22 protein-coding genes, 1 other RNA gene and 1 pseudogene are annotated in these 25,870 nt (G+C 70.7%); 9 read left to right on the top strand and 15 right to left on the bottom strand.

Annotation, left to right across the window (positions count from 1 at the left end; genetic code table 11):
- Positions 1 to 115: 115 nt before the first annotated feature.
- Complete coding sequence (gene map / locus HRF36_RS04605) at positions 116 to 979, top strand: type I methionyl aminopeptidase (protein ID WP_173206826.1); 864 nt, start codon at positions 116 to 118, stop codon at positions 977 to 979.
- Positions 980 to 992: 13 nt separating this feature from the next.
- Positions 993 to 1,754: a polyphosphate--glucose phosphotransferase gene (gene ppgK, locus HRF36_RS04600; RefSeq protein ID WP_173206824.1), complete on the top strand. Its 762-nt coding sequence runs from the start codon at positions 993 to 995 to the stop codon at positions 1,752 to 1,754.
- A 76-nt stretch (positions 1,755 to 1,830) separates the two neighbouring features.
- Here the strand turns inward: ppgK and rnpB are convergent.
- The 6 genes from rnpB to HRF36_RS04570 form a co-directional block, all read right to left on the bottom strand.
- Positions 1,831 to 2,211, bottom strand: an RNA gene (rnpB, locus tag HRF36_RS04595) — RNase P RNA component class A.
- 86 nt (positions 2,212 to 2,297) lie between these two features.
- Complete coding sequence (locus tag HRF36_RS04590; protein WP_254280999.1) at positions 2,298 to 3,041, bottom strand: zinc ribbon domain-containing protein; 744 nt, start codon at positions 3,039 to 3,041, stop codon at positions 2,298 to 2,300.
- 112 nt (positions 3,042 to 3,153) lie between these two features.
- Entirely contained in the window at positions 3,154 to 3,969 is an 816-nt protein-coding gene (locus tag HRF36_RS04585) for a Nif3-like dinuclear metal center hexameric protein (RefSeq protein WP_173206820.1), read from the bottom strand.
- Positions 3,970 to 3,978: 9 nt separating this feature from the next.
- Positions 3,979 to 5,385 carry a hypothetical protein gene (locus tag HRF36_RS04580; protein WP_173206799.1) on the bottom strand — a complete coding sequence of 469 codons (1,407 nt, stop codon included), beginning with the start codon at positions 5,383 to 5,385 and terminating at the stop codon, positions 3,979 to 3,981.
- 115 nt (positions 5,386 to 5,500) lie between these two features.
- Complete coding sequence (locus HRF36_RS04575; protein WP_173206796.1) at positions 5,501 to 6,307, bottom strand: alpha/beta fold hydrolase; 807 nt, start codon at positions 6,305 to 6,307, stop codon at positions 5,501 to 5,503.
- On the bottom strand, positions 6,304 to 7,443 hold the full coding sequence (locus HRF36_RS04570; RefSeq protein WP_173206793.1) for an FAD-dependent oxidoreductase: 1,140 nt from the start codon (positions 7,441 to 7,443) through the stop codon (positions 6,304 to 6,306). Before HRF36_RS04570 ends, HRF36_RS04575 begins: the two co-directional genes overlap by 4 nt.
- Before the next feature lie 71 nt (positions 7,444 to 7,514).
- Between HRF36_RS04570 and cls the strand changes: the two genes are divergently transcribed.
- On the top strand, positions 7,515 to 8,984 hold the full coding sequence (cls, locus tag HRF36_RS04565; protein ID WP_173206790.1) for a cardiolipin synthase: 1,470 nt from the start codon (positions 7,515 to 7,517) through the stop codon (positions 8,982 to 8,984).
- A gap of 17 nt (positions 8,985 to 9,001) precedes the next feature.
- Here the strand turns inward: cls and HRF36_RS04560 are convergent, their stop codons facing one another.
- Entirely contained in the window at positions 9,002 to 10,288 is a 1,287-nt protein-coding gene (locus HRF36_RS04560; RefSeq protein WP_173206787.1) for an Nramp family divalent metal transporter, read from the bottom strand.
- 135 nt (positions 10,289 to 10,423) lie between these two features.
- Between HRF36_RS04560 and HRF36_RS04555 the strand changes: the two genes are divergently transcribed.
- Both HRF36_RS04555 and HRF36_RS04550 read left to right on the top strand, forming a co-directional pair.
- Complete coding sequence (locus tag HRF36_RS04555) at positions 10,424 to 11,809, top strand: magnesium chelatase (RefSeq protein ID WP_173206784.1); 1,386 nt, start codon at positions 10,424 to 10,426, stop codon at positions 11,807 to 11,809.
- A gap of 8 nt (positions 11,810 to 11,817) precedes the next feature.
- Positions 11,818 to 13,816 (top strand): annotated as a pseudogene (locus HRF36_RS04550) (VWA domain-containing protein).
- Here HRF36_RS04550 and HRF36_RS04545 read toward each other — a convergent pair.
- From HRF36_RS04545 to HRF36_RS04530, 4 genes are all read right to left on the bottom strand, one after another.
- The gene (locus tag HRF36_RS04545; RefSeq protein ID WP_173206781.1) at positions 13,785 to 14,600 is read right to left on the bottom strand and encodes an SCO1664 family protein; all 816 of its coding nucleotides are present in this window, start codon (positions 14,598 to 14,600) and stop codon (positions 13,785 to 13,787) included. The pseudogene HRF36_RS04550 and the gene HRF36_RS04545 sit on opposite strands and share 32 nt — an antisense overlap.
- On the bottom strand, positions 14,600 to 15,151 hold the full coding sequence (locus HRF36_RS04540; RefSeq protein WP_173206778.1) for a DUF3090 domain-containing protein: 552 nt from the start codon (positions 15,149 to 15,151) through the stop codon (positions 14,600 to 14,602). The genes HRF36_RS04545 and HRF36_RS04540 overlap by 1 nt, the downstream gene beginning before the upstream one ends.
- Before the next feature lie 33 nt (positions 15,152 to 15,184).
- On the bottom strand, positions 15,185 to 15,913 hold the full coding sequence (locus HRF36_RS04535; RefSeq protein ID WP_173206775.1) for a histidine phosphatase family protein: 729 nt from the start codon (positions 15,911 to 15,913) through the stop codon (positions 15,185 to 15,187).
- 99 nt (positions 15,914 to 16,012) lie between these two features.
- Entirely contained in the window at positions 16,013 to 16,870 is an 858-nt protein-coding gene (locus HRF36_RS04530) for an SDR family oxidoreductase (protein ID WP_173206772.1), read from the bottom strand.
- Positions 16,871 to 16,961: 91 nt separating this feature from the next.
- Between HRF36_RS04530 and HRF36_RS04525 the strand changes: the two genes are divergently transcribed.
- The gene (locus HRF36_RS04525; RefSeq protein ID WP_173206769.1) at positions 16,962 to 17,330 is read left to right on the top strand and encodes a helix-turn-helix domain-containing protein; all 369 of its coding nucleotides are present in this window, start codon (positions 16,962 to 16,964) and stop codon (positions 17,328 to 17,330) included.
- 95 nt (positions 17,331 to 17,425) lie between these two features.
- Here HRF36_RS04525 and HRF36_RS04520 read toward each other — a convergent pair whose 3' ends face one another.
- Positions 17,426 to 18,094 carry a DNA-binding response regulator gene (locus HRF36_RS04520; RefSeq protein WP_173206766.1) on the bottom strand — a complete coding sequence of 223 codons (669 nt, stop codon included), beginning with the start codon at positions 18,092 to 18,094 and terminating at the stop codon, positions 17,426 to 17,428.
- A 119-nt stretch (positions 18,095 to 18,213) separates the two neighbouring features.
- Here HRF36_RS04520 and HRF36_RS04515 point away from each other — a divergent pair, with 119 nt between their 5' ends.
- A complete protein-coding gene (locus HRF36_RS04515; protein ID WP_173206764.1) occupies positions 18,214 to 18,495 on the top strand; it encodes a GlsB/YeaQ/YmgE family stress response membrane protein in 282 nt (93 codons plus the stop codon).
- Between the two features lie 27 nt (positions 18,496 to 18,522).
- Here HRF36_RS04515 and HRF36_RS04510 read toward each other — a convergent pair whose 3' ends face one another.
- Entirely contained in the window at positions 18,523 to 19,395 is an 873-nt protein-coding gene (locus HRF36_RS04510; protein WP_173207924.1) for an alpha/beta hydrolase fold domain-containing protein, read from the bottom strand.
- 239 nt (positions 19,396 to 19,634) lie between these two features.
- On the opposite strand from HRF36_RS04510, the gene HRF36_RS04505 reads away from it, so the two are divergent.
- Positions 19,635 to 21,053 carry an NAD(P)/FAD-dependent oxidoreductase gene (locus HRF36_RS04505; protein ID WP_173206761.1) on the top strand — a complete coding sequence of 473 codons (1,419 nt, stop codon included), beginning with the start codon at positions 19,635 to 19,637 and terminating at the stop codon, positions 21,051 to 21,053.
- A 433-nt stretch (positions 21,054 to 21,486) separates the two neighbouring features.
- Positions 21,487 to 22,101, top strand: coding sequence for a helix-turn-helix domain-containing protein (locus HRF36_RS04500; protein ID WP_173206758.1), 615 nt, complete (start codon positions 21,487 to 21,489; stop codon positions 22,099 to 22,101).
- 341 nt (positions 22,102 to 22,442) lie between these two features.
- Here HRF36_RS04500 and HRF36_RS04495 read toward each other — a convergent pair whose 3' ends face one another.
- Both HRF36_RS04495 and nhaA read right to left on the bottom strand, forming a co-directional pair.
- Entirely contained in the window at positions 22,443 to 24,308 is a 1,866-nt protein-coding gene (locus HRF36_RS04495; RefSeq protein ID WP_173206755.1) for a BCCT family transporter, read from the bottom strand.
- 124 nt (positions 24,309 to 24,432) lie between these two features.
- Positions 24,433 to 25,731 (bottom strand): Na+/H+ antiporter NhaA, encoded by a 1,299-nt coding sequence (gene nhaA / locus HRF36_RS04490; protein ID WP_173206752.1) that lies wholly within the window; start codon positions 25,729 to 25,731, stop codon positions 24,433 to 24,435.
- Between the last annotated feature and the right edge of the window lie 139 nt (positions 25,732 to 25,870).

Below are 25,870 nucleotides of genomic sequence, written 5' to 3'. Positions count from 1 at the left end.
CCCCGGGGGAGACTGCCAGACGTACCCCACGTCGAGGAATCCCCCCGATGGGGGCCCCTGCCCTGGACGGGGCCGACGGCAGCCTGCGGACGCACGGCCCCCTAAGCTGGTGCACATGCCCCGGGACTCTCACGGATTCTTGACCCCGGGCCGGATCTCGTCGCAGCGTCCGGTCCCCCCGTCGATCGCCCGACCCGAGTACGTCGGCAAAGCCGCCCCCGCCGACTACACCGGCGGCGACGTCCACGACGCCGAGACCGTCGAGCTGATCCGCGAGAGCGGCCGCATCGCCTCTCAGGCCATCGATGCCGTCGAGGCCGCCTTGCGGCCCGGCATCACGACCGACGAGCTCGACCGGGTGGCCCACGAGTTCGTCGTCGCCCACGGGGCCTACCCCTCGACCCTGGGGTATCGGGGCTACCCCAAGTCGGTCTGCACCTCGGTCAACGAGGTCATCTGCCACGGCATCCCCGACGACACCGTCCTGCTCGACGGCGACCTGATCAACATCGACATCACCGCCTACAAGGACGGGGTCCATGGCGACCTCAACCGCACCTTCGTGGTCGGCGAGGGTGCTCCCGGGACCGTCGAACTCGTCGACCGCACCCGTGAGGCCCTACGACGGGGCATCAAGGCCGTCGCCCCGGGGCGTCAGGTCAACGTGATCGGCCGTGCCATCGAGTCGTACGCCAAGCGCTTCGGTCTCGGCGTCGTGCGCGACTACACGGGTCACGGCGTCGGGCGTGCCTTCCACTCGGGCCTCATCATCCCCCACTACGACGCCCCGCAGTACGACGACGTCATCGAGGTCGGCATGGTGTTCACCATCGAGCCCATGCTCACCCTCGGCGGCATCGACGCCGACGTCTGGGACGACGACTGGACCGTCAGCACCCGCGACAAGAGCCTCACGGCGCAGTTCGAGCACACCCTGGTCGTCACCGAACGTGGTGCCGACATCCTCACGCTCTCCTGAGAAAGGACCCCAAATGGCACGCACCGCAGTGGGAATCGACATCGGCGGCACCGGCATCAAGGGGGCGATCGTCGACCTCGAGAGCGGCGAACTGCTCTCGGACCGCATCAAGAAGAGCACGCCAGAGGGCGGAGAGCCCGACGCCATCGTCGCGGTCGTCAAGCAGATCGTGGACGAGCTCGGCCTCGACGACGCCTCGATTCCGGTCGGCGTCTGCTTCCCGGCCGCCATCATGGACGGCAAGACCCTCTCGGCAGCCAACGTGTCGAAGAAGTGGATCGGTTTCGAAGCAGAACAGCTCTTCGAGACGACCCTCGGCCGTGACATCCACTTCGTCAACGACGCCGACGCCGCCGGCTACGCCGAGACCCGATTCGGGGCCGCGAAGGACGTCAAGGGTCTCGTCGTCATGACGACGCTCGGCACGGGCATCGGCACCGCCCTGATCAACGACGGTGTGCTGATCGTCAACGCCGAGCTCGGGCACCTCGAGATCGGTGGCAAGGACTACGAGACCAAGGCGTCCTTCGCCGCCAAAGAACGCGACGACCTCAGCTGGAAGCACTGGGCCAAGCGGCTGCAGAAGTACTACTCGCACCTCGAGGCGCTGCTCTACCCTCGCCTGATCATCGTCGGCGGCGGCGTCTCCAAGCACCACGACGAGTTCTTGCCGTTGCTCGACCTGCGGGCCGAGATCGTGCCGGCGAAGCTCCGCAACAACGCCGGCATCATGGGCGCCGCCGCCCTGGCGGCCGACTCGAACCCGGCGTTCTAGGGCGAGGACGACCGACGCGAGAGAGACCCTGGACCAGGAGGCGCGCCTCCTGGTCCAGGGTCTCTCTCGTGTGAGGCGAATGGGCCGACTGATACGCCGGGTTCTGTCCCGGTGCCGAAGCACCATGGACGGCCATCTCTCTCGGAACTACGTTGCCGCAGCTCTCCAGCGGTCTACCCGGGGACTCGGCGAGCAGCCTCGTCGTCCCCTCTTTGACCTTGCTCCGGGCGAGGTTTACATAGCCGGCCGGTCACCCGAGCCGCTGGTGGTCTCTTACACCGCCGTTTCACCCTTACCCCGTGCCGCACCCGGAGGTGCGACCCGTGGCGGTCTGCTCTCTGTTGCACTTTCTCGCGGGTTGCCCCGGGTGGGTGTTACCCACCGCCCTGCTCTGTGGAGCCCGGACGTTCCTCGGCGGCGGGTTCGCACCCGCCGACGCGACCGTCTTGTCGACCCATTCGCGTCCCCGAGCCTAGCGGTGCCGGGCACGTCGGTGGTGCGCAGGTCGCTGGTGCCGCGGGACGACCGAGGCTCCGCCCGGGGTCAGATGCCGGACTCGTAGGTGCGGACGAGCACCGCGTTGCTGTCGGGGCAGAGGACGACGTCGTCCTCGGCGGCGGCCCGCACGGCGGCCAGGTCGCTGCCGGTCAGGGCCACGCCGCTGGCACTCGACACGCCACCGCGCAGGAGTGACGCACCGACGCCGTAGCGGTCACGCTGTCGTTCGTAGAGGGCGAGCAGGTCGGCGGGCACCGTGGCCGCGATGGTCTCGCGGTTCGCGACGACCTCGGCCCGGTCGGCCTCGAGTTCGGCCAGCTTCGCGTCTCGTCCGGTCTCGGCGTCGACGCGTCGGGTCTCGAGCTGGTCGAGCTCGCCCTGCGTGACGGCGGCGACCGCGCCCAGGCTCTCGACACGCTCCATCACCTCGAGTTCGAGGTCCTCGAGGTCGGAGCGGCGCTTGGCGAGGGCGGCGAGCTCGCCCTCGAGAGCGGCGACGTCCTTGGTGGAGGAGGACGACGCGATCCGCTGCTCGTCCCGGGCGACGCGCGCCTCGACGACGGCCACGTCGGACTCGATGCGCTTGCTCTCGCTCTGCGCGTCCTCCCAGGCGCCCTGCTCGGTCGCGAGACGGCTACGCAGACGCGAGCCGTCCCCCTCGAGCGAGGCCAGCACGGCGATCTCGGGCAGGTTGGCGCCCTTGTGCGCGATCTGCCGCAGCGCGGTGTCGAGCTGTTGCAGGTCGAGCAGCAGGGCCTGGTGCTCGTAGCTGGCTTTCATGAGGGGCATGGGGGCTCTTCTCGGGGTCGGTGGGAGGCGGGAACGGAGCGACGAGGAGGCGCGGGTCGTGAGGTCTGAGGCGTCGCGACCCGGCGTCGTCGCGGTGGACGGCACGGGCGACTCACTGCACGACGGCGAAGTCCCAGGGGTCGGTGCGCAGGTCGCTCAGCGTGACCTCGACGTCGTCCAGTTCACGGCGCAGCTGCGCGGCCGCCGTGTCGAGCCAGAGCCATTCGGCGGCCCAGTGCGACACGTCGACGAGGGCGGGGCCGTGGCCGAGGCGCATGAGCTCGCGGGCGTCGGACGCGGGATGGTGACGCAGGTCGCTCGTGACGTAGACATCGGCCGCGAGCACGGCCGGATCGGTCAGCAGCGAATCGCCGGCACCGGCACAGAGCGCGACCGTCTCGACGACGCGGTCCGCGCCACCGGCCACGCGGACGCCCGACGCGGTCGGGGGCAGCACGTCGCCCAGTTGGCGGGCGAGAGCGACGAGGGTCATGGCGTGCGGCAGGCGGCCGACGACACCGAGGCCCGTGCCCTGGGTGGTGCCCGGGGTGATCGGACGCTGGTCGAGGAGGCCGAGTTGGTGGGCGAGCACACGGGACGTGCCCGTCTCGACGACGTCGGCGTTGGTGTGGGCGGCGACGAGGCCGCACCCGGCCCGGACGAGTCGCGCGATGACGGCGCCTTTGGTGGTGTCTTCCGCGACCGTCGAGACGCCGTGGAACAGCAGCGGGTGGTGGACGAGCAACAGATCGGCGCCCATGCCGACGGCCTCGTCGACGGTGTCGAGCACCGCGTCCACGGCCAGGTGCACGTGGGTCACGGGCAGGTCGGGATCGCCCACGACCAGGCCGGGAGAGTCCCACGACGAGGCGCCCGAGAGCGGCCAGAGACGTTCGATGACGGAGTTGACCGAGGCGAGTGTGGACACCTCGACAGCCTAGTCGCGAGCCGTCGAGCGGAACCCCGTGATCATGACCGCGACGATGAACGCCACGACGGCGGCACCGAGCAGCGCGACGACCACCGAGACCGACGTCGACAGGCCGGTGATGCCGACGGCGCGGACCAGGAACCCCTGCCAGGCGAACGCGCCCAGGTCGCTGAGGAGCAGTCCGAAGCCCACGACGGTGCCGGCCACGACGCCGACGACGACTCCGATCGGTCCACGCCGAGCGACGCGCGAGGCGTCGTCGGGACGGATCGAGACCGAGGACAGGGCGGCGAGACCGACGAGTCCGGTCGCGATCGGGACGGCGACGGTGGCGAGGACGGCCGAGGCGACGGCGAGGGCCGGGACGAAGGCCAGTACGAGGGCCGCGACGACCACCAGCGCTGCCGTGACGACGCCGACGAGGGCGAGGGGACGACCCGGCAGGGGCGGGACGGGGGCGGAGGCGACGGCCTGCGGGTCGGGAGACGACACGGCCGGCCCGACCAGCGCCTCCTGGTCGGCGGCGGCCTGGGGATCCGTCGCCGCCAGCGCGTCGGACATGCCACCCGACCCGGCCGGGTGGGCGACGGGCATCTCGGGACCCGTCGACGTGCCGACGACCGCAGGAGGGGTCGAGGCGGCGACCGGCGTGCGTGCGACGTCGAGGGCGGTGGCTGATGCGACGGGCGCCTGCCCCGCCTCGACGACGGGTCGGGGTTCGCGCACGGCTCCGGGCGTCACGACCGGCAGGACGCCGGTGAACCGGAGGCGCGTGGCCTCGAGTGCGCGGGCCGCCTCGTCGGTGCCGACGCGGGTGATCTGGTCCTCCCACGAGGCGAAGCGCGCCGCTTCGACCGCGCGCAGGGCGAGCTGGGCCTGGACCACGGCCATCAGGTCGATCGTCGCGGTGTCCTCGAGGCGCTTCTCGACCAGTCGGGCGAGGACCTCGTCGTCGAGCGTGAGCCGCTCGGGAGGCTGCGGCAGGTCGTCGGGCACCGACACGGCCAGCACGGGCAGCGTGATGGCGGAGGTGTCGATCGAGTGGCGAGCCACGCTCGCGGGGCGGGCCTCGAAGGCGTCGGTGGGAACGATGTCGTCCAGGACGACGTCGGCACGATGTGAGGGGACCGAGACGGGGCGTGGGGCGCGGACCGACGACGTCACGGGTGCTGACTCGACCGGATCGGCCTCGAGCTGCGAGGCATCGGTCTGGTCGTCGGGTCGGTCGACGGCGGTCTCGGGGGCGAGGGTCTGGTTCACGGGGTGGTGCTCCTGCTGGTCCGGGCGAGCGGAGGACTCGGGGACGGTGTCGTCGAAGGGTGCGACGAACGTCACACGGCGCCGGTGGAACGTGACGTCGTCGCTCGGGGGTGCGATGCCCCCGACGCTCGCGGTCTGCACGTTGTCGGCCATGCTCGGATGGTAGGTGACGAACGGTCTCGGACCGGGGGGACTCGCCGGTCCGACCGGCACATTCCTCGTTCCGGGACGCCCGTCCGACCTGTCGGTGACCGGGCCGGCCGACGCGTCAGGAGGCGCGAGCGAGGTGGGCGAGGACCTCGCGCGAGACTCCCCACGAGCCCAACCCGAGGTGGCCCGACCGACGGTGCACGGCGAGCGTCGCGTCCGGCAGGCCGGCCACGGTGCGCACCACGAGTTCGAGGGGGTAGAAACCGTCGGCGCCGCCGGCCACGACGAGCGTCGGCGCCGCGACCGCACCGAGACGGCCCTCCACGTCGAACGAGTCCTCGGCGTCCAGGGTCACGACGAGGTCGTCGTGCCGCTCGCCGACGACGACGTGAGGCACCAGGCGCCCGAGGCCCCGCAGGGCGATCGAGGCCGGGACCCCGGTGGTCGTCTGACCGAGCAGGGCGGCCGAGGCACCTCGTGCGTCGCCGGCCCGGAGGCGCTCGGCCGTGTGCCGCTGGGCATCGCGCCCGTCGTCACCGAGACGGTGGGCCGAGGACACGAGGACCAGGCGCCGCACCAGCTCGGGATGGTCGACCGCCAGTTGGAGGGCGATGCTGCCCCCGGTGGAGGTACCCACCACGTCGATCGGCCCCCCTGAGATCTCGGCCGCGGCTCGGGCCACGTCGTCCGAGAGGTCGCTCATCGTGGTGCCCTCGGGCAGCCCGTGGCGACGACCGAGCGTCCACAGTTCGACCGCGCGGGCGAGAGGCGCCGTCTCGAGCCGCAGCAGGGCGCGGTCCCAGGCCGAGGGGTGATGGCGACCCGGCCCGACCCCGGGCAGCAGGATCGTGGGGGTGCCCCTCCCCTGGCGGACGAAGGGCAGGCCCGCCACCGTGCCTCGCGTCGTCGCGGCTCGACGGGTCACGGTCGGCCCAGTCGCCGGAACCTCGCCGGGGCCTCGGCCCCCTCGACGAGGTCGACCAGGATCGACCCGACGAGGGGCGTGAACTTGAACCCGTGTCCGGAGAAACCGGCCCCCACCACGACGGGGCCGACCCGGTCGAGCACGAAGTCCTCGTCGTCGGTGGTCGTGTACGTGCAGCTGATCGGGGCCGCCGTCTCGGCATCGACGCCCGGCAGCCACTCGCGGGCGTACCGCCGAAGCTGCTCGAGCTGTCCGGGGTCGGGTTCGAAGGACCGGCGGTCGGGATGCACGACGGGGCCGGCTCCGTGCCAGCCCGCCTTGACGCCCTCACCCGGCGTGAGCATGCCGTAGACGACGCCCGGCCACCACGACTCGGCGGACCGAGACGGATCAGGACGGTGGTTGAAGCTCGGCCAGTGCGCCCCGGGGTCGGTCACGGCGAAGTGCGCCGGTTGCTCCTGCGTCACGGTGAGCCGAGGGAGACGGACGAGCCCACCGACGACGTCCTCGGTCCAGGCACCCGCCGTCACCACCACGCGCCGGGCGGTGTACTCGGCGTCAGTCGTCACGACGCGGACGCGCTCGGGCCCCTCGACGTGCAGCCCCGTGACGGGCGTCGACCAGAGCAGTCGAGCCCCATGGGCCGTCGCCGCCCGGGCGAGTGCCGTCAGGGCGTCCGCGGCACGGATGCGACCGCTTCCGGGCACGTGCAGCACCTCGGTGGCGAAGCGGATGCCCCGCCACCGCTCTCCCGCCTCGGCGGCGTCGAGGATTTCGCTGGGGACGCCCGCCTCGACGTGCAACGCCCTCATGCGCCGGAGCATCGACGGGCGACCGTGGTTCACGACCCCCACGAGATCGAGCAAGGGGGTGCCGGTCTCGTCCGCCAGCGCGTCCCACCGCACCCGTGCCTCCTGCGCGAGGGCGACGTAGTCGGCGTCGTCGTACGCGATGTTCAGGTTGCGGGTGGCTCCGTGCGACGCACCGCGGTGGTGCCCCTGCTCGTACCGTTCGACCAGTACGACCTCGTGCCCACGCGCCGCGGCCTGCCACGCGGTCGCGAGGCCCATGGCGCCCCCACCGACGACGACCAGGTCGACGTCGGCGGGGGACGGACGCGGGTGACCGGACGACATCCTCCGAGCATAGGAGGCGCGATGCGCGAACGGGGCGGCCTCGGTCGCCGTCGACCTGCGATGATCGGCGGATGACCTGGCGCAAGCTCCTCAAGGCCTTCCCCACCGTGATCCTGGTGGTCGACATCCTCATCAGGATCGTGTCGGTGGCGGTCGTGCCGCGCAACCGGCGCCCGAGCTCGGCCATGGCGTGGCTGATGGCGATCTTCGTCGCCCCGATCCCGGGCAGTGTGCTCTACGGCCTGCTCGGCAGCACGAAGCTGCCGAAGGACCGACGGGACAAACAGCGCGAGATCAACTCGCTCATCCTCGAGAACACCCAGGGCCTCGACAACCGCGTGCCGACCGACACCCAGCCGCCGTGGTTCGGGACGGTCGTGCAGCTGAACCGCACGCTCGGCGCCATGCCCTTGATACCTGGCAACACGACGCGGCTGCTGCCGGACTACGCCGGATCGATCGCGGCCATGACCGAGGCGGTCGACGCGGCCGAGCGCTACGTGCACGTCGAGTTCTACATCTTCACGCGCGACGAGTCGACCTTCCTGTTCTTCGACGCGTTGAAGCGTGCCCACGACCGCGGGGTGAAGGTGCGCGTGTTGTACGACCACTGGGCGACGATCCGCAACCCCCAGGGTCGGGTCACGCGCACCTGGTTGCGCGACGCGGGCATCCGTTTCGAGGAGATGCTGCCGTTCCACCCCACGAAGGGCATGTGGCGCAGACCGGACCTCCGCAACCACCGCAAGATCGTGGTCGTCGACGGCGACGTGGCCTTCACCGGCTCGCAGAACATGACCGACCCCAGCTACAACAAGCGCGGCAACATCCGCCGGGGCCTGCAGTGGAAGGACCTCATGGTGCGCCTCGACGGGCCCGCCGCGGTCGGCCTCAACGCCCTGTTCATCACCGACTGGTACAGCGAGACCGACGAACTGCCCACCGATGCCGAGGCCGAGCCGCGCGTCGAACGCCGCACCGGCGACGACGCCTACGAGTGCCAGGTCGTGCCGAGCGGGCCCGGCTTCGACGGCGAGAACAACCTGCGGCTCTTCAATGCCCTCGTCTACGGCGCGCAAGAGCGGCTGATCATCGCCAGCCCCTACTTCGTCCCGGACGAGTCGATGCTCTACGCCATCACCACGGCGGCCGAGCGCGGGGTCGACGTCCAGCTGTTCGCCTGCGAGGTCGCCGACCAGTTCCTGGTCTACCACGCCCAACGGTCCTACTACGAGACGCTGCTCCGGGCCGGCGTGCGCATCTTCCTCTACGAGAAGCCGATCGTCCTGCACTCGAAGCACTTCACCGTGGACAACGACGTCGCGGTGATCGGGTCGAGCAACATGGACATGCGATCGTTCAGCCTGAACTTCGAGGTGTCCCTGATGGTGCGTGGGGCGGGGTTCGTCGACCAGGTCCGCGAGATCGAAGAGGACTACCGAGCGAAGTCCCATGAGATCACCCTCGCGGGCTGGCTGACGCGGCCCGCTCCCCTGCAGGTGCTCGACAACGTCGCGCGGCTCACGGCTTCGGTGCAGTAGACCGAAGCACGCCCCGCTCAGGCGAAGAGCTTGCCGACCTCGGTCACCAGTTGTTGGGACCCGAGCACGACGAAGAGCACGGCGCAGATCGCCAGGAGCGAGTTGCTGAGCCACCGGCTGCGCCACTCGGCGGGTGTGCGCGAGGAGTTGAGCAGCCAGAGCAGGGTGATCGCGAGGAAGGGCATGAAGAGTGCCCCGAGCACCCCGTAAAGCACGATCAACCCGATCGGTCGGTCGAGGAACAGGATCGCCATCGGAGGCACGGTGAGCCAGACGACGAAGACACGGTAGTAGAGGCCGCCGATGCGACGGCGCGGGTCGTCGGGGTCGAGGCCTCGAAGGGTGCCCACGAAGTCGGCGAACATCAGCGAGACTCCGTTCCACACACCGAGGATCGACGAGAACGAGGTCGCGAAGAAGCCGATCAAGAAGAACCAGGTCATGAACGTGCCGTACCGCTCGCCGAGGACGGCCGCCAGCTGAACGAGACCGCCCTCGCCGTCGGCCAGGGCGATGCCGCCCGAGTACAGCAGTTCGGCACCGACGACGAGCATGGAGAGGACAAACACGCCGCTGACGACGTAGGCCACGCCGTTGTCGAGCCGCATGACCTTCATCCAGCCCGGGCTGTGCCAGCCCTTCTCGCGCAACCAGTAGCCGTAGGCGGCCAGGGTGATGGTGCCGCCGACTCCGCCGGTCACGCTCAAGGCGACGACGAGTCCGTTCTCGGGGATCGTCGGCACGAGACCGGCCGCGAGCTCGCCGAGGTTGGGCAGCGTGACGATCGCCGAACCGACGACGGTGACGAACATGACACCCACGAAGAAGGCGATGACCTTCTCGAAGAACGAGTACTTGCCGAACCAGACCATCACACCGCCGAGCACCCCGGCAGCGAGGGCGAAGACCTTGAGGTCGACGCCCGGGAAGAGCGCCTGGAGAGGCAGGGCCGACGAGCTCATGGCGGCAGCACCGTAGACGAAACCCCAGACGACGATGTAGACGCCGAAGTACACGCTCGTCCAGCGCCCCAGCGATCGCCAGCCCTCGAAGATCGAGCGACCGGTCGCGAGCGACCAGCGCCCGGCACCCTCGACGAGCGCGATCTTGATGACGACCCCGACGACCACCGTCCAGGCCAGGGCGTACCCGAACCGGGAGCCCGCGACGAGGGTGGCGACCAGGTCGCCGGCCCCGATGCCGGTGGCCGCGACCACCAGCCCCGGGCCGACGATCCGCCACCTCTTGGTCGAGACGGGGGTCGTGAGGTCGGGTGTCCGGAGGACGTCTTCGTCGGCAGGCATGCGCCCCAGTCAATCCACTCCGAGGCGGGGCGACCACCGTCACGCGACGGATGTCGTCGAATCGTGACGTCTCGGCAAGCTCGCAGGAGGCGCCCCTCGCCAGGTCCGCATCCGGGGCGTAGCGTCACCGGGGTGATGCCTCCCTCCGCGAGAACCGTCGGCGAACTCAGGCGCTCGGGCCACGTCCCGAAGCCCCTCCGCACCGAGATCCGAGACAACCTGCTCGATGCCCTCCGCGAGGGCCGCGACCCCTGGCCGGGGCTCCACGGCTTCGAGTCGACGGTCATCCCCCAACTCGAACGCGCCTTGATCGCCGGCCACGACATCGTCCTGCTGGGTGAACGCGGGCAAGGCAAGACCCGGCTGCTGCGGACGCTCGCGGGTCTGCTCGACGAGTGGTCCCCGGTCATCGAGGGGTCCGAACTCGGCGAGCACCCGTTCGAGCCGATCACGAGCGAGAGCCGTCGTCGCGCCGCCGACCTCGGCGACGACCTGCCGGTGATCTGGCGGGGGCGCGACGAGCGCTACGTCGAGAAGCTCGCGACGCCCGACACGAGCGTCGCCGACCTGATCGGCGACGTCGACCCCATGCGGGTGGCCGAGGGACGCAGCCTGGGCGACCCCGAGACGATCCACTTCGGGCTCATCCCCCGCGGTCATCGCGGCATCGTGGCCGTCAACGAATTGCCCGACCTCGCCGAACGCATCCAGGTCGCGATGCTCAACGTGATGGAGGAACGCGACATCCAGATCCGTGGGTACGTCCTGCGGCTCCCCCTCGACGTGCTCGTCGTGGCCAGCGCCAACCCCGAGGACTACACCAACCGCGGGCGGATCATCACGCCCCTGAAGGACCGCTTCGGCGCCGAGATCCGGACGCACTACCCGACCGAACTCGCCGACGAGGTCGCGGTCGTCCGTCAGGAGGCCGACCTCGTCGCCGAGGTGCCCGACCACCTCGTCGAGATCCTGGCGCGTTTCACCCGCGCCTTGCGGAAGTCCCCGTCCGTCGACCAGCGCAGCGGCGTCAGCGCCCGGTTCGCGATCGCCGGGGCCGAGACCATCGCGGCCGCCGCGCTGCACCGTGCGACCCGCCAGGGCGAGGACGAGGCCGTCGCACGCCCCATCGACCTCGAGACGGCCGTCGACGTGCTCGGCGGCAAGATCGAGTTCGAGTCCGGCGAGGAGGACCGGGCCGAGGAGGTCCTCGAACACCTGCTGCGGACGGCCACCGCCGAGACCGTCCGTGCCCACTTCGGCGGGCTCGACTTCGACACCCTCGTCGACGCCCTCGAGTCGGGCGTCATGGTGACCACGGGTGAGCAGGTGACCGCCCGGGACTTCCTGGCCGGTCTGCCCTCGCTCGGCGAGGACGACCTCTACGACCGACTGGCCGAGCGGCTCGGTGCCACGTCCGACGGCGGTCGCGCCGGTGCCGTCGAGTTGGCCCTCGAAGGGCTCTTCCTGTCTCGACGCGTGAGCAAGCAGAGCGGCGACGGTGAAGCGGCCTACGGATTCTGAGGTGCGACGTGGCTAGGGCGAATCGGAGGTTGCGCCGAGCCGCGCGCTACCAGAGGTATGCCGACGGGCCCGACCCGCTCGCGCCTCCTGCCGATCTCTCCGAAGCCCTCGACGCCGTCGGACGCGACGTCATGGCGGGAACGAGCGCCGAGGCCGCACTCCGCGAGTTCCTGCGGCGGGGAGGGCGTGACCGGACCGGCCTCGACGACCTCGCCCGTCAGGTCGCCGAACGACGGAGGGCCCTGACGCGCGACCACCACCTCGACGGCACGCTGCAGGAGGTCCGTGAGCTGCTCGACCGGGCACTCCGCGCCGAAAGGGCACAGCTCGCCCGCGACGTCGACCTCGACGACGGCGATCGCGCGCTCGCCCACCTCCAACTCGACAGCCTTCCGCCGTCCCCCGCGGGTGCCGTCGCCGAGCTCTCCGAGTACCGATGGCAGAGCGGGGAGGCCCGGCAGGCCTACGAGCAGATCAAAGACCTGCTCGGTCGCGAGATGCTCGACCAGCGCTTCGCGGGGATGAAGGCCACCCTCGAGAACGCCTCCGACGCCGACCGCGAGGCCGTCGGCGAGATGCTGAACGACCTGAACGATCTGCTCGACGCCCACGCTCGGGGCGAGGACACCCCCGAGCAGTTCGACGACTTCATGGCGAAACACGGTGCGTCGTTCCCCGAGCAGCCGGGCGACGTCGACGAGCTGATCGACGCCCTGGCGGCCCGGGCGGCTGCCGCCCAGCGCCTCCGCAACTCGATGACCGCCGAGCAACGGGCCGAGCTCGACGCCTTGGCCCGACAGGCCTTCGGCTCCCCCGACCTGATGCAGTCCCTCGAACGACTCGACGGCTCCCTGCGCTCGTTGCGACCGGGGCAGGACTGGGGTGGCTCCCAGGGCATGGACGGCGAACAGGGCCTCGGGCTCGGTGACGGCACCGGTGTGTTCCAGGACCTCGCCGACCTCGATGCGCTCGCCGAACAACTCGCCCTGCCGTCGCGCGGATCATCCCTCGACGACATCGACCTCGAGGCCCTGCGCCGCCAGCTGGGCGAGCAGGCCGCCGTCGACGCCGCGGCCCTCCGCCGGCTCGAGAAGGACCTGCGGGACTCCGGTGCCCTCCGCCGTCGGGCCGACGGCACCCTGGCGCTGACCCCCCCGAGCCATGCGACGACTCGGCGAGAACCTGCTGCGCGACGTCGCCGCGACGATGTCCGGACGAACCGGGAGGCGCGACCTACGGTCCGCAGGAGCGCTCGGGGACCGCTCCGGCGCCAGTCGCGACTGGACGTTCGGCGACACCGAGCCCTGGGACGTGACCCGCACGATCACGAACGCCGTCACACGAACAGCCGCCGAGGGCGGTCGGACCGACGGCGGGGTCAGTATCCAGATCGGCGACGTCGAGGTGCACGAGACGGACGCCAGGACGCAGGCTTGCGTCGCCCTGCTCGTCGACACGTCGTTCTCGATGGCGATGGAGGACCGCTGGGTGCCGATGAAGCGAACGGCCCTCGCCCTGCACACCCTGATCACCTCTCGCTTCCGCGGCGACGACCTGCAGCTCATCGGCTTCGGCCGGTACGCCGAGGTCATGCCGATCGAGCAACTCGTGGCCCTCGACGCGAAGTGGGACAAGGGCACGAACCTGCACCACGCCCTGCTGCTGGCGAACCGCCATTTCCGCAAGCACCCGAACGCACGACCCGTGCTGCTGATCGTCACCGACGGCGAGCCGACCTCGCACCTCGAGCCCGGCGGCGAGGTCTTCTTCGACTATCCGCCGCACCCCGTGACGATCCTGCGGGCCGTCGAGCAGCTGGACGTCGCCCACCGCCTCGGCGCGCACACCACCTTCTTCCGTCTCGGCGACGATCCGGGACTCGCCCGCTTCGTCGACGGAATGGCTCGTCGCGTCGACGGCACGGTGACCGCGCCCGACCTCGACGACCTCGGAGCGGCCGTCGTCGGATCGTACGTCAGAACACGGGCCACGGAACCGCCGGCATAGGCCCCTGCGGCTCGGGGAAGACGGCCGAGGCGAGCAGACCGGCGCAACGGGCGTCGAACGCCTCGAGCTCGCCGGGTGTCAGGAGGGGGGCCAGCGCCGAGGCCAGCGGGCCCGAGAGCGCGGACCGCAGACGGCCGACCCCGGCGAGCTCGTCCGTGGTCAACGGCTCGCCGATCCAGCCCCACAGCACCGTCCGCAGCTTGTGCTCGGCGTGGAACGTGAGTCCGTGGTCGACGCCGTGCCGTCGCCCGTCGGGCAACGCGAGCACGTGAGCGCCCTTGCGATCGGCGTTGTTGACCACGACGTCGAAGACGGCCATGCGTCGGAGAGCCTCGGTGTCCTCGTGGATCAGGGCGACCGGTCCGTCGTCGCCGTCTCCCTCGAGCACGAGACGCCACCCGACGTCGGGGAACTCCGCGACCGGGACGAGGTCGACCGCGTCCTGCTCGGGATCGACCTCGTGCCAGAACTGCACCATCCCCTCGCCCAGTGGGCCGTCACGCAGCCACGTGCGTGGCACGATGCCCCACCCGAGAGCCTCCGAGACGAGGTACGCCGCCACCTCGCGGTCGGCGAGCCTGCCGTCCGGGAAGTCCCAGAGCGGGCGCTCGCCGGCCACGGGCTTGTAGATGACGGACACGTCGCCCAGGCGAGCCAGGAAGGAGGCGTTCGACGCCGTGCGGATGCGGCCCGTGAGCTCGAGTTCGACGTCGTTCGACGGAACGAGGCCGGAGACGCCGCCGGACTCGCCGACCGGCGCGTCGTCGGCCGACGCCGACGACATCAGAGATCGCCGGACAGGACGCAGACGTGGCCCTCGGGATCGATCGGTTGCCCGCAGAAGGGGCAGAGCGGCCGACCCGCCCCGACGATCTCGAGGGTGCGGGCCGCGAAGGCCCGCGCCGTGCCGACCGGGATGCGGACGACGAGGACCTCGTCGGGCTCGACCTCGGACCCGTCGTCCTCGACCTCGTCCTCGTCCTCGACCAGAGGGAAGGCCTCGATCACGACCTGGGCGGTGGAGGGGTCCCACCCGAGGCTCAGCGCACCGGCGCGGAACTCGGGCTGGACGGGTTGGTCGAGGGGCTCGTTGTCGACGAGCTCGACCGGCGTGCCGGCGGGCACGCTCACCGGATTGCCGTCGGCGGCCATCACCTGATCGAGGATCTCGTCGATCTTCTCGGCGAGGGCGGCCGACTGCATCTTTTCGAGGCCCACGCTCGTGACCCGGGCGCCGTCACGGGCCTGGAGGTAGAACTCGCGGGAGCCGGGACGACCGACGGTTCCGACGACGACGCGGTCCGGCCAGTCGAAGGTGTGGACGATGGAGGGCATGACGCGAGTCTACGAGCGGCCCGTCCCCGACGCTCAGGTCGAGGGCGCCCGGTCGGCGTCGGCGACGTCCGCACGCCCTGCCGGACCCGCGCCTCCCCCGACGACCGCGTCGGCGGCAGGGGCCGCCTGACGCAGCCACGAGAGGTCGCCCGACTCCGTGTTCGTCATGACGACGTCGGGTCGGTTCGGCCCGTAGCGCACGATCGACACGGAGGCCGGGCCGACGGTGATGCGTTGGAAGAGATCGAGGTGCATGCCGTAGGCGTCGGCCAGGATCGCCTTGATGATGTCGCCGTGGCTGACCGCGACCCACACGGCCCCCGGACCGTGCTGCGCCTCGAACGCCGCATCGTGTCGTCGGACGGCGGTGACCGCCCGGGCCTGCATCGACAGGAGCGACTCGCCGCCGGGGAAGACCGCCGCCGACGGCTGGTTCTGGACGACCGACCACAGGGCTTCGCCGGCGAGTTCCTTCAACGGGCGCCCCTGCCAGTCGCCGTAGTCGCATTCGGTGATGCCGCGGTCGATCGGAGTCACCGGTGCACCGGACTGGCGGTCGAGGATCGCACGCGCCGTCTGCCGGCACCGTTCGAGGGGACTCGACACCACGCCGACCAGCGGCACGGCCGCGAGCCGCTCGGCCGTCCGCCGTGCTTGCTCGCGTCCCACGTCGTCGAGCCGGACGCCGGGCGTCCGGCCGGCGAGCACGCCGCTCGCGTTGGCTGTGGTGCGTCCGTGGCGGACGAGGACGAGGGTGGCCATGACCCGAGCCTAGACACCGGGCCGGACCGACTCGACGAGGAGGCGCGGTGTCGGTCGACCCGGCACCGCGCCTCCTCGTCGTGCCCGCGTCCCGCGCGACTAGGCCGACGCCGCCGCGAGCCCCTCGGCCAGTGGCGTCGTCGGACGACCGATCAGGGTCGAGAGGTCGCCACTCGTCCCGGCGAGCAGCCCGTCGCGGATGTCCCCGTCGAGGGCGACGACGAAACCGACGGTGCCGTCGTCCAGGCCGAAGCCGCGGAGGCGCTCGGCGTGCTGCTCGGGCGTGAGCGACTCGTAGCGCACGGGCCGACCCGTGACGTCCGAGAGCACCTCGGCGAACTCGACGAAGTCCCAGGCGTGGTCGCCGGACAGCTCGAAGGTGCGACCCACGGTCGACTCGTCCAGGGCTGCGACGGCGGCGGCCTCGGCGTAGTCGCGGCGGCTGGCGCTGGCGATGCGGCCCTCGCCCACGCTCGCGGCGATGACGCCGGAATCGCGGGCGGTGGCGATCTCGCCCACGTAGTTCTCGGTGTACCAGCCGTTGCGCAGCAGCGTGGCGGGCACCCCGGAGGCAGCAAGGTACTCTTCGGTCGCCTTGTGCTCGGGGGCGAGGATCAGGGGCGAGGTCGAGGCCGCGAGGACGCTCGTGTAGACGACGCGCGCGGCGCCGGCGGCCTTCGCCGCGTCGATCACGGCGGTGTGCTGAGGGACGCGCTGACCCACGGCGTCGCTCGAGATGAGGACGACCACGTCGCCTGCCGCGATGACGGCTGAGATCGTGTCGGGCCGCGTGTAGTCGAGCTCGGCGGTGCGGACGCCTCGCCCGGCGAGGTCGGCCAGCTTCGAGACGTCGCGCGACGTGGCGACGACGCTCTCGGGGGCTGCTCCGCGAGCAAGGAGGGCTTCGACGACGAGGCGGCCGAGCTGGCCGGAGGCGGCGGTGACGATCGTGGACATGGTGTTCCTTTCGGTTGCGTGCCGGTGACAACGACGACGACCCCCGGTGACTTCCCCGACGCGGGTACGCACCTTTTCGTAAGCTACTGACGTGGACGTCGGAATCGTGAGCCCTGCCCGCCCTGCCCCCTCCGGTCGCTTCCCGGCGGACTGTCCGAGCCGTGTGGTCTTGACGCACGTGACGAGTCGGTGGGGTGTGCTGATCCTGCTGGCGCTCGAACGCGGCCCGCTGCGGTGGGGCGAACTGAGGCGGGAGATCGAGGGCGTCAGCGAGAAGATGCTCGCCTCGACGCTGAAGACCCTCGAAGCCGATGGCATCGTCCATCGAGCCGCCCAGCCGACGATCCCGCCGAGGGTCGACTACTCCCTGACCGAGCGTGGCACCGACCTCGCCACGCGCCTCGTGCCACTGATGGACTGGATCACGGACAACGCCGACGAGATCGTCGCCGGCCGCTGACCGGTCACCGCCCCAGCTGCGACTCGCGCGGGCCGGACCGCCGAGCCTGCCCCCTTGGATCAGGAGCAGGTCACGGCGGAGCCGCAGCGCACCTCCTACGGACCTCCGAGCCAGTGGTCGATGCGGTGGTGGTCCGGACGGAAACCGTTCTGCACCCCCCACAGGACGGCCTGGGTCCTGCTCGTGGCACCGATCCGCCGATAGACCGATCGGATGTAGGACTTGACCGTGTTCGGGCTGAGGTAGGTCAGCGCCGCGACCTCGGCGTTGCTCTTGCCCTGGGTGATGAGGGCCAGGATCTCGGACTCACGGTCGGTGATGCCCTCCCTGCGGCCGGGCCAGTCGAGGCCCGGCGCGCTCGGTGCTCGCCCCCGCGCGTCGCTGACGACCTGCTCGCCGCGATGGACCGCCTCGAGTGCCTCGACGAGTTCACGGGCGGCGAGCGTCTTCGACAGGTACCCGTGCACCCCCTGCGCGAGAGCCGCCTCGACGAGCTCGGGGTGGAAGTTCCAGGTGTAGACGACCACCTTGCCGGCCGCCGGGTTGGCGACCAGCTCCGCGAGCTCGTGATGGTCGGACTCGGGCTGCGCGAACGAGTCGTAGAGGACCAGGTCGACCCGGTCGGACAGCGACGTCGTGGCGTCGATCTCGGCGACGACCACCCGGTCGCGGTACCGGTCGAACATGTGAGCGAGACCGGCGAGGACCACGTCGTAGTCGTCGACGAGTGCGACGGTGATCGACCGGGGCGGGGCGAGGGGCATGACGACACCTTCCCACCCCGAGGGGTGTGCCGCCACACCTCAAGGGGTGGTCTGCTGAGTCCTGCGACGCCACGGCACCGACGGTGCCCGTCGCGCACCTCTCCCGGAAGGAGAACACCATGATCGGTCTCATCATCAGCTTGCTCGTCGTCGGCCTCATCGCAGGGTTCATCGCCCGTGCGGTCGTCCCGGGCCGCCAGAGCCTGTCGATCGCCATGACCATCCTGCTGGGCGTCATCGGCTCGTTCGTCGGCGGGTTCCTCGGCTTCCTGCTGTTCCAGCACGACCCGACGGACGGATTCTTCCAGCCCGCAGGGATCATCGGCTCGATCATCGGCGCGATCGTCGTCCTGGTGGTCTGGGTCGCCGTCTCGGGTCGCCGCGGCGCCGTTCGCCGCTGAGTCCCGGCCGGCGCGAGACCGCCCGGCTCAGGTCCCCAGCGCGCGGCGGAGCGTGAGGACGATCTGCGCCCGGGCGGCGCGACCGGATCGCGTGGGAAGCAACGGATAGGCGTGCACGTCACCCTCGCCTTCGTGCCAGTCGAGCTCGACGCCGGCCTCGGCCGCACGATCGCGGAGGAGGTGCGCGTCGGGGTTCAGGACGTCGCGCGTCCCCGTGAAGACCGTCACCGGTCCGAGACCCGCGAGGTCGCCGAACAAGGGGCTGACGACGGGGTCGCGCAGGTCGAGGTCCCCCCGCCAGTGCTCGGCGAGCACGCGTCCGCCGGGCGTCCCGAGCCAGGGGTCGGTCGGTTGCACCTCGGGGATGCACGGGTTCTGCCACGTGAGGTCGAGAGCGGGGGCGATCAGCACCGTGCAGGCGACGACGATGCCCTGGTCCCTCGCCGACAGGGCGGCGGAGAGGGCGATCTGTCCCCCGGCCGAGTCCCCGGCGAGGGCGACGGGACCGTGCGACGAGGCGACCAGGTCGACGATGCCGACCCGCGCCTCCTCGGCGGTGCCGAAGGGGACGAGGGGGTAGATCGGCAGGACGACGGTCGTGCCGACCTCGGCCGCGAGCTGCGCGGCGAGATGCCAGTGTTGCGAGACGATCTCGCCGACCCAACCGCCACCGTGGGCGTAGACGACGGTCCCGTGACCGCCTCCCTCGCGCCGCGTGATCGTGTAGACCGGCCAGCCACCCCGCTGCTCGACGCCGACGCGGACGTCGTCGCGCAGCACGGCGGGCGGCCCGTAGGGCGCGGGCCGCAGCGCCCTCTGCCGGATGCGCCGCCGAGCGCCGGCCGCGCTGACGAACGTCCGGTTCGCCCGCGTCACCCGCAGCATCACAGGCACGAGCATTCTCGGCAGGACGAGCCTTGCGGCTATCGGCAGGCGCACCGCCGAGGAGGCGCGGGCAGGATCTCGGGACGGGCGCGTGTTCACGGCGGCGACGCTACCCTCTCGCGCGGCACGGGCCCCCTGCGCGGCCGGTCGGCCGAGGAGGCTCCTCGGTGTTTCTCCCGTCACCGAGGGCGTCCGTCCATCCCCACCTGATTGAGTTCGTCGTGACGACCGTCGGACGAAGGGGCAGGCAGCACATGGGCATCTCGGAGAAGGACTACGACGTCGCGGTCATCGGCGCCGGCCCGGCGGGCACCGCGGCAGCGCTGCGGGCAGCCGAACTCGGGGCCCGGGTCGTCGTCCTCGAGGCGGGACGCGTGGGCGGCACCTGCGTGAACACCGGCTGCGTGCCCACCCGGGTCCTGGCCAAGACCGCCCGGCTGATCCGCGAGACCCGGCACGCGGACGTCTACGGCGTCGACGTCCCGCCCCCGACGATCGACTGGGCGTCCACCGTCGCGCGCGTCCGGGAACGCGTCGACGCGGTGAGGTCCATCAAGCGCGAGAGCGAGCGGTTCGAGGCCGCCGGGATCGACCTCGTCCACGAGGGCCGGGCGCGGTTCGTCGACGACTCCACCCTCGTCCTCGACAGCGGTCGCACCATCTCCGCGGAGTCGATCATCGTCTGTGTGGGTGGCCGGTCGCGCCGGCTGCCGATCCCCGGCGCGGAACTCGCGACGGTGCCCGAGGACGTGCTCGAGCTCCCGGCCCTGCCGCGACGGGTGGCCGTGATCGGAGCGGGCAACACGGGCGCCCAGCTCGTCACCGTCTTCGACGCGTTCGGCAGCGCCGTCACGCTCCTCGACCTCGCCCCGCGGGTCCTCACGGCGTCCGACGCCTCGATCTCCGAGGCCGTCTCCAACGCCTTCACCGAGCAGGGCGTCGACGTCCGGACGGGCATCGACGGGGTCGACGGCCTCGCCCGGGCCGACGACGGATCCGTCACCGTGACCTGGCGGCAGGACGACGTGACCTCCGCGGCTGACTTCGACGTCGTCATCATGGCCACCGGTTGGCCGGCCGATGTGGAGGACCTCGGTCTCGGAGAGGCCGGGATCGAGGTGGTCCGGTCGGCGATACCCGCGGACCGGTACTTCCGGACCTCCGTGCCGCATGTCTTCGCGGTCGGTGACGCGAACGGACGGGACATGCTCGTCCAGGCCGCGCAGTTCGAGGGTGAGGCAGCGGCCGAGAACGCGGTCCTCGGCGCCAACCGTCGGACGCCTCACCACCTGCTGCCGGCCGGCGGCTTCACGGATCCCGACTACGCAGGCGTCGGCCTCACCGAAGAGCAGGCACGTGAGGCGGACGAGTCGTGCGTGGTCGTCACGATCCCGTACTCGGCCGTCGACCGAGCCGTCATCGACGATCGCGAGACGGGGTTCCTCAAGTTGATCGCGGATCGGCGCCGCGAACTCGTCCTCGGGGCCCACGCCGTCGGAGAGAACGCCGTCGAGGTGGTCCAGGCGGTGACCACCGCGATGGCCGGCGGCGTCGACGTCGCCACCCTGGCCGACGTCCGATTCGCCTACCCCACCTACAGTGCCGTGATCGGCATGGCCGCCCGGTCCGTCTTGGCAGAGCCCGTCCGACACGGGGGCCCCGCTCCCGAGTGACGGGTCCGGGTCCGGGCGACCCGTGCCATGCCTTCTGGGGTGCAGACGACCGGTCGCCCCTGCGGCATCCTGTCCCCAGATCTCTCGTGAGCGATGTGTGACGAACCACCCCCGGATCTCGTCTCCATGGTTGCGGACACGTCTCACCAGCGTGCGACCGTGAACGAGAACAGGACCAGGAGTTCCCCCTGCCCAGCACCTACATGCTTCGACGGGACCGACCTCGGAAGGGGAACACCCGCCGGACGCTTTCATGCAGACCTAAGCCCTCACCGGCCATCTGCAGGGCACGATCCCGTGGTCTCGGGACTACGTCGTCTCGTGGTTCCACCAGGGCTCCGTCACGATCGATCACCCGGCAGGCCGCCTCACCAACACGGGCGCCCGACCGTTCCTGACACCGACCGAGACCTCGTTCTCGTTCTCGTTCTCCATGACGCCGCACCGGCACAGCATCGTCCACGTCGACGCCGGTTTCCGCGAGGCCGTCGCCACGGAACGCCACGGCGGACCGGCCCAGCGCATCGTCTTCGACTACGCCGCCGTCCCGAGCGCGGTCGCCCTCACCGCCTGGCGACGGACCCTCGGCACGGCCACGCCCACGATCGTCGACGAGCGCACCCCGCCCCTCGTCCGCCACGCCGTGCAGACCGCGGTCGTCCGGACCCTGTTGGACCTCTTCGCCTGGCGGGCCGTCGACGTCCCGGACGCCGTCCGGACCGAGCGCACCAAACGCCTCCGCCTCGCGGCCGAATACGTCCACGCCTACGCCGATCGGGCCATCTCGCCGACGGACATCGCCACGGCGGCCGGCATGCACACGCGGACCCTCCAGCAGCTCATGAACGAGCACCTCGGGGCCAGTCCCTCGACGTACCTCCGGCATGTCCGGCTCGACCGTGCTCGTCAAGACCTCCTCGCAGGCGCCCCCGGGACCACCCTCGTCTCCGACGTGGCCGGCCGGTGGGGGTTCGGCAACAGGGGCCGGTTCTCGGCCGCTTACCACGCCCGTTTCGGCGAGCACCCGAGGGACACGCTCGCCCGCTGACGCGAGGGACGACGACGGACGAGGTCGCCTGCCCGTGCCGAGGAGGCATGGTCGAGCACCGGTGGGAGCGGCGGGGCCGGCGTCATGTACCCGACATGGAGGCCCCGCCTGTCGATCAGGGACCCGAATCCCCGAACGACACGACCACGGTACGCACAACACGTGTCGCAGACCGAAGTCGTGCCGGGGAACACGTGTGGTCCGTGACGCTCTGCCTGGGCCGTGGTCCGGGCGGTTCCCCGTCAGGGATCGACAGGTGGCCCCGTGTCGACGAACGCATGAGGAACGGTGACGGGCGCCGTCTCCGAGGAGACGACGCCCGTCATTCCGACACCGCGAGGTCAGCGCTCTCTCGCGTCGTCCTGGTCCGTCGTGGCGGGTGTGCCCTCGTCGAGGCGGCCATCGATGGCCGGGTCGGGCGACACGACGTCGACGCGCAGCGGTGGCTCGGCGACGACCGCGGACGCCGACGCCGCCGGGCCCGAGAGGGTTCCCTCACGAGTGCCCCGGACTCGGCGCATGACCGCGTCCCAGGGGCGGGTCAGGCCCCTGCCGTGCGCCTGGGCGGGCGCGTCGACCTCGAGGCCGTAGTAGGCACCCACGTGCTCGAGGAGGACGTCGCGTTCGGCCTTGTCGTACGCCCGGCGTTCGCGGGTGAAGGCGATGATGGTCGACCAGCACGTCAGCAGCAGCACGATGCTGAACGGCAACGCCGTCGTGATCGCGGCGGTCTTCAAGGCGTCGAGACCTCCGGTCAGCAGGAGTGCGACGGCGAGCAGGGCGGCGACGAGGGCGAAGAACACGCGCAACCAGTTCTTCGGCTCGATGTCACCGCCGGAGGCGATCATCGCCATGACGAGCGATCCGGAGTCGGATGAGGTGACGAAGAACACCCCGATGAGCAAGATCGCCCCGAAGGTCAGGACGGTGCCGGCGGGCAGGCCACCGAGCAGGGCGAAGAGGGACCCTTCGACGTCGACCGAACCGTCGGCGCCGACGAGGCCGCCGGCGCCGTCGGTCTGCTGGTGGATCGCGGCGCCGCCGAGGACGGCGAACCACAGGAAGGTCAGCGCGGTCGGGACGAGCAGCACACCGAAGACGAACTGTCGCACGGTGCGGCCCTTGGAGATGCGGGCGATGAAGATGCCGACGAACGGTGCCCACGACATCCACCAGCCCCAGTAGAAGGTGGTCCAGGCTCCCTGCCACTCCTCGCCGGCGGCGCCTTGCTGAGCGGTCACGTTGAACGACAGGCCGACGACGTTCTGCAGGTAGGCGCCGATCGACTGGACGAAATCGCGGAGCAGGAACTGCGTGGGCCCGACGATCAGAATGAACAGGAGCAGGGCGGCCGCGAGGATGAGGTTGAAGTTGGAGAGGATCTTCATGCCCTTGGTGACGCCCGTGACGAGCGACACGATGGTCACGGCCGTGATGACGGCGATGATCGAGATCTGACTGACGATGCTGCTGTCGGCGATGCCGGCCGCTTCGAGGCCTGCGCCGATCTGGATGACGCCGAGGCCCAGCGACGTCGCGACGCCGAACAGCGTGCCGACGAGGGCGATGACGTCGATGAGGTTGCCCCAGCCGCCTCGGACGCGGTTGCCGAGGAGGGGCTCCAGGGCCCACCGGATCGAGACCGGGCGGCCACGGCGGTGGATGGCGTAGGCGAGTGCGAGGCCGAGCACGACGTAGATGGCCCAGGCGTGCAGGCCCCAGTGCAGGAACGTCTGGGTCAGGGCCTGCTGGGCCAGTTGATCCTCGTTTCCGGTGACGCCGGGGCGCGGGGAGGCGAAGTGGCTGAGAGGCTCTGAGACCCCGTAGAAGACGAGGCCGATTCCCATGCCGGCGGCGAAGAGCAGAGCGAACCAGGACCCGGTGGAGAACTCGGGTTCGTCCTTGTCTTTGCCGAGCTTGATGCCGCCGAATCTGCTGAACCCGAGGAACAGGCTGAAACCGACGAAGAACGCGGCGATCAGGACGTAGTACCAGCTGAAGTTGCGGACGATGCCGCTCTGCAGGCCGAGGAACAGGGCCTCGGCCGACGCAGGGGCGATCAGGGTGAAGGCGACGAAGCCGAGGACGACGACGGCGGCGGGCCAGAAGACCCAGCGGCGCAGTTGAGGGGTTGTCGAGACGGTCTCCGTGAGGGGTGCGGGATGGTCGGCGGTGGGCCCGGATGAGGGGGGTGTTGTTGTGGCCATGCATCCATGGTGACGGGTCGGAGGCGCAGACGCCGAATGGAGGGTCGATCGGCGACGACATCTCGACGACTATTCCCTCCCGCTACGGGAGGCAGGCCGACCGAGAGGACGAGGCCTCGGGCGGTCAGGCGTCCTGGTGCTTGTAGTGCCGGTTGCGAGGCCTGAGGACAGCCGTGGCAAGGCCCGCGGCCAGGATCGATGCGACGAGGATGGCGACCTTGGCGTCGTCGTCGTGCTCGCTTCCGAGCCCGTAGCTCAGTTCTGCGACGAGCAGGGACACGGTGAAGCCGATGCCGCCGAGGAGTGCGACACCGGTCAGATCGATCCACGTGATCGTCCGGTCGAGCTCTGCCCTGGTGATGCGGGTCGTGATGCACGTCGTGGCGAGGATGCCGACGGGTTTGCCGAGGACGAGGGCGGCGATGATGCCGATCGTGACCGGACTGGAGAGAGCCGTCCTCAGCCCGTCGAGACCACCGAAGGCGACGCCGGCGGAGAAGAACGCGAAGACGGGGACGGCGAAGCCGGTGGAGATGGGCCGAAAACGGTGCTCGAAGACCTCGGAGAGCCCGGGGCCGGTGCCCGGTCCGCCGCTGGCCTGGCTTCGGATGACGGGGACGGCGAAGCCGAGGAGGACACCAGCGACGGTGGCGTGGACGCCGGAGGCATGGATGAGCCCCCATACCGAGACGGCCACCGGCAAGAGGATGAACCAGTTCGCGGCAGGATGCAGCCCGAAGAATCGACGGAACCTCTGCGTCAAGAACACGTACGTAGCGAGCGGGACCATCGCCAGCACCAGGGGAAGGACCTCGATGGCGCTGGTGTAGACGAACGCGATGATCCCGATGGCGATGAGGTCGTCGACCACGGCGAGGGTCAGCAGGAAGATCCGCAGCGCAGCAGGAAGCCTCGACCCGACGATCGCGAGGACGGCGACGGCGAAGGCGATGTCGGTCGCCGTCGGGATGGCCCACCCCCGCACTGCTTCCGGATCGGCGACGTTGATGGCGGTGAAGATGAGGGCGGGCACGAGGACTCCGCCGAACGCGGCGGCCACCGGCACGATGGCCTTGCTGATCTTCCGCAGCTCTCCCGCGACGAATTCCCGCTTGAGTTCCAAGCCGACGAGGAAGAAGAAGATCGCGAGGAGTCCGTCGGCAGCCCACTCCCCCACGCTCAGGTGCAGCCCCAGACCCGCCGGGCCGAACTCGAAGTCACGGATCGCGAAGTAGGCACCGGACAGCGGCGAATTGGCCCACACGACGGCGATTATCGCGGCGATGACCAGGACGATGCCGCCCACGGTCTCCTTGCGGAGGATCTCCCCGAGACGGGTGGACTCGAGGGAGGTGTCCTCGGCGAAGAGTCCGGGAGCAGCAGCGGCGGGAGGGCGGGAAGAGATCGAGTCGTCGTGTGGCATGGTCCCTTCGTCTTACCAGACAGCGGCCGACGACACCCCACCAGGCAGTGCTCGAGTCTCCGAGATGGTCCGTCACGGCCCGCCTCGGGACGATCGCCTGGGCCCAGGTCTATTGTCATGACATGCATCCCATGAGTCC

Source organism: Frigoribacterium sp. VKM Ac-2836 (genome assembly GCF_013248995.1).
Classification (GTDB): Bacteria; Actinomycetota; Actinomycetes; order Actinomycetales; family Microbacteriaceae; genus Frigoribacterium.
The sequence above is the reverse complement of the archived record's forward strand: the minus strand, read 5'-3'. Positions and strand labels throughout refer to the sequence as shown.

Coding starts and splice junctions, on each gene's coding strand:
- map (WP_173206826.1), top strand. CDS start 116: ATGCCCCGGGACTCTCACGGATTCTTGACCCCGGGCCGGATCTCGTCG.
- ppgK (WP_173206824.1), top strand. CDS start 993: ATGGCACGCACCGCAGTGGGAATCGACATCGGCGGCACCGGCATCAAG.
- HRF36_RS04590 (WP_254280999.1), bottom strand. CDS start 3,041: ATGCCCCTCATGAAAGCCAGCTACGAGCACCAGGCCCTGCTGCTCGAC.
- HRF36_RS04580 (WP_173206799.1), bottom strand. CDS start 5,385: ATGGCCGACAACGTGCAGACCGCGAGCGTCGGGGGCATCGCACCCCCG.
- HRF36_RS04570 (WP_173206793.1), bottom strand. CDS start 7,443: ATGTCGTCCGGTCACCCGCGTCCGTCCCCCGCCGACGTCGACCTGGTC.
- cls (WP_173206790.1), top strand. CDS start 7,515: ATGACCTGGCGCAAGCTCCTCAAGGCCTTCCCCACCGTGATCCTGGTG.
- HRF36_RS04560 (WP_173206787.1), bottom strand. CDS start 10,288: ATGCCTGCCGACGAAGACGTCCTCCGGACACCCGACCTCACGACCCCC.
- HRF36_RS04555 (WP_173206784.1), top strand. CDS start 10,424: ATGCCTCCCTCCGCGAGAACCGTCGGCGAACTCAGGCGCTCGGGCCAC.
- HRF36_RS04545 (WP_173206781.1), bottom strand. CDS start 14,600: ATGTCGTCGGCGTCGGCCGACGACGCGCCGGTCGGCGAGTCCGGCGGC.
- HRF36_RS04540 (WP_173206778.1), bottom strand. CDS start 15,151: ATGCCCTCCATCGTCCACACCTTCGACTGGCCGGACCGCGTCGTCGTC.
- HRF36_RS04535 (WP_173206775.1), bottom strand. CDS start 15,913: ATGGCCACCCTCGTCCTCGTCCGCCACGGACGCACCACAGCCAACGCG.
- HRF36_RS04530 (WP_173206772.1), bottom strand. CDS start 16,870: ATGTCCACGATCGTCACCGCCGCCTCCGGCCAGCTCGGCCGCCTCGTC.
- HRF36_RS04520 (WP_173206766.1), bottom strand. CDS start 18,094: ATGCCCCTCGCCCCGCCCCGGTCGATCACCGTCGCACTCGTCGACGAC.
- HRF36_RS04515 (WP_173206764.1), top strand. CDS start 18,214: ATGATCGGTCTCATCATCAGCTTGCTCGTCGTCGGCCTCATCGCAGGG.
- HRF36_RS04510 (WP_173207924.1), bottom strand. CDS start 19,395: ATGCTCGTGCCTGTGATGCTGCGGGTGACGCGGGCGAACCGGACGTTC.
- HRF36_RS04505 (WP_173206761.1), top strand. CDS start 19,635: ATGGGCATCTCGGAGAAGGACTACGACGTCGCGGTCATCGGCGCCGGC.
- HRF36_RS04500 (WP_173206758.1), top strand. CDS start 21,487: ATGACGCCGCACCGGCACAGCATCGTCCACGTCGACGCCGGTTTCCGC.
- HRF36_RS04495 (WP_173206755.1), bottom strand. CDS start 24,308: ATGGCCACAACAACACCCCCCTCATCCGGGCCCACCGCCGACCATCCC.
- nhaA (WP_173206752.1), bottom strand. CDS start 25,731: ATGCCACACGACGACTCGATCTCTTCCCGCCCTCCCGCCGCTGCTGCT.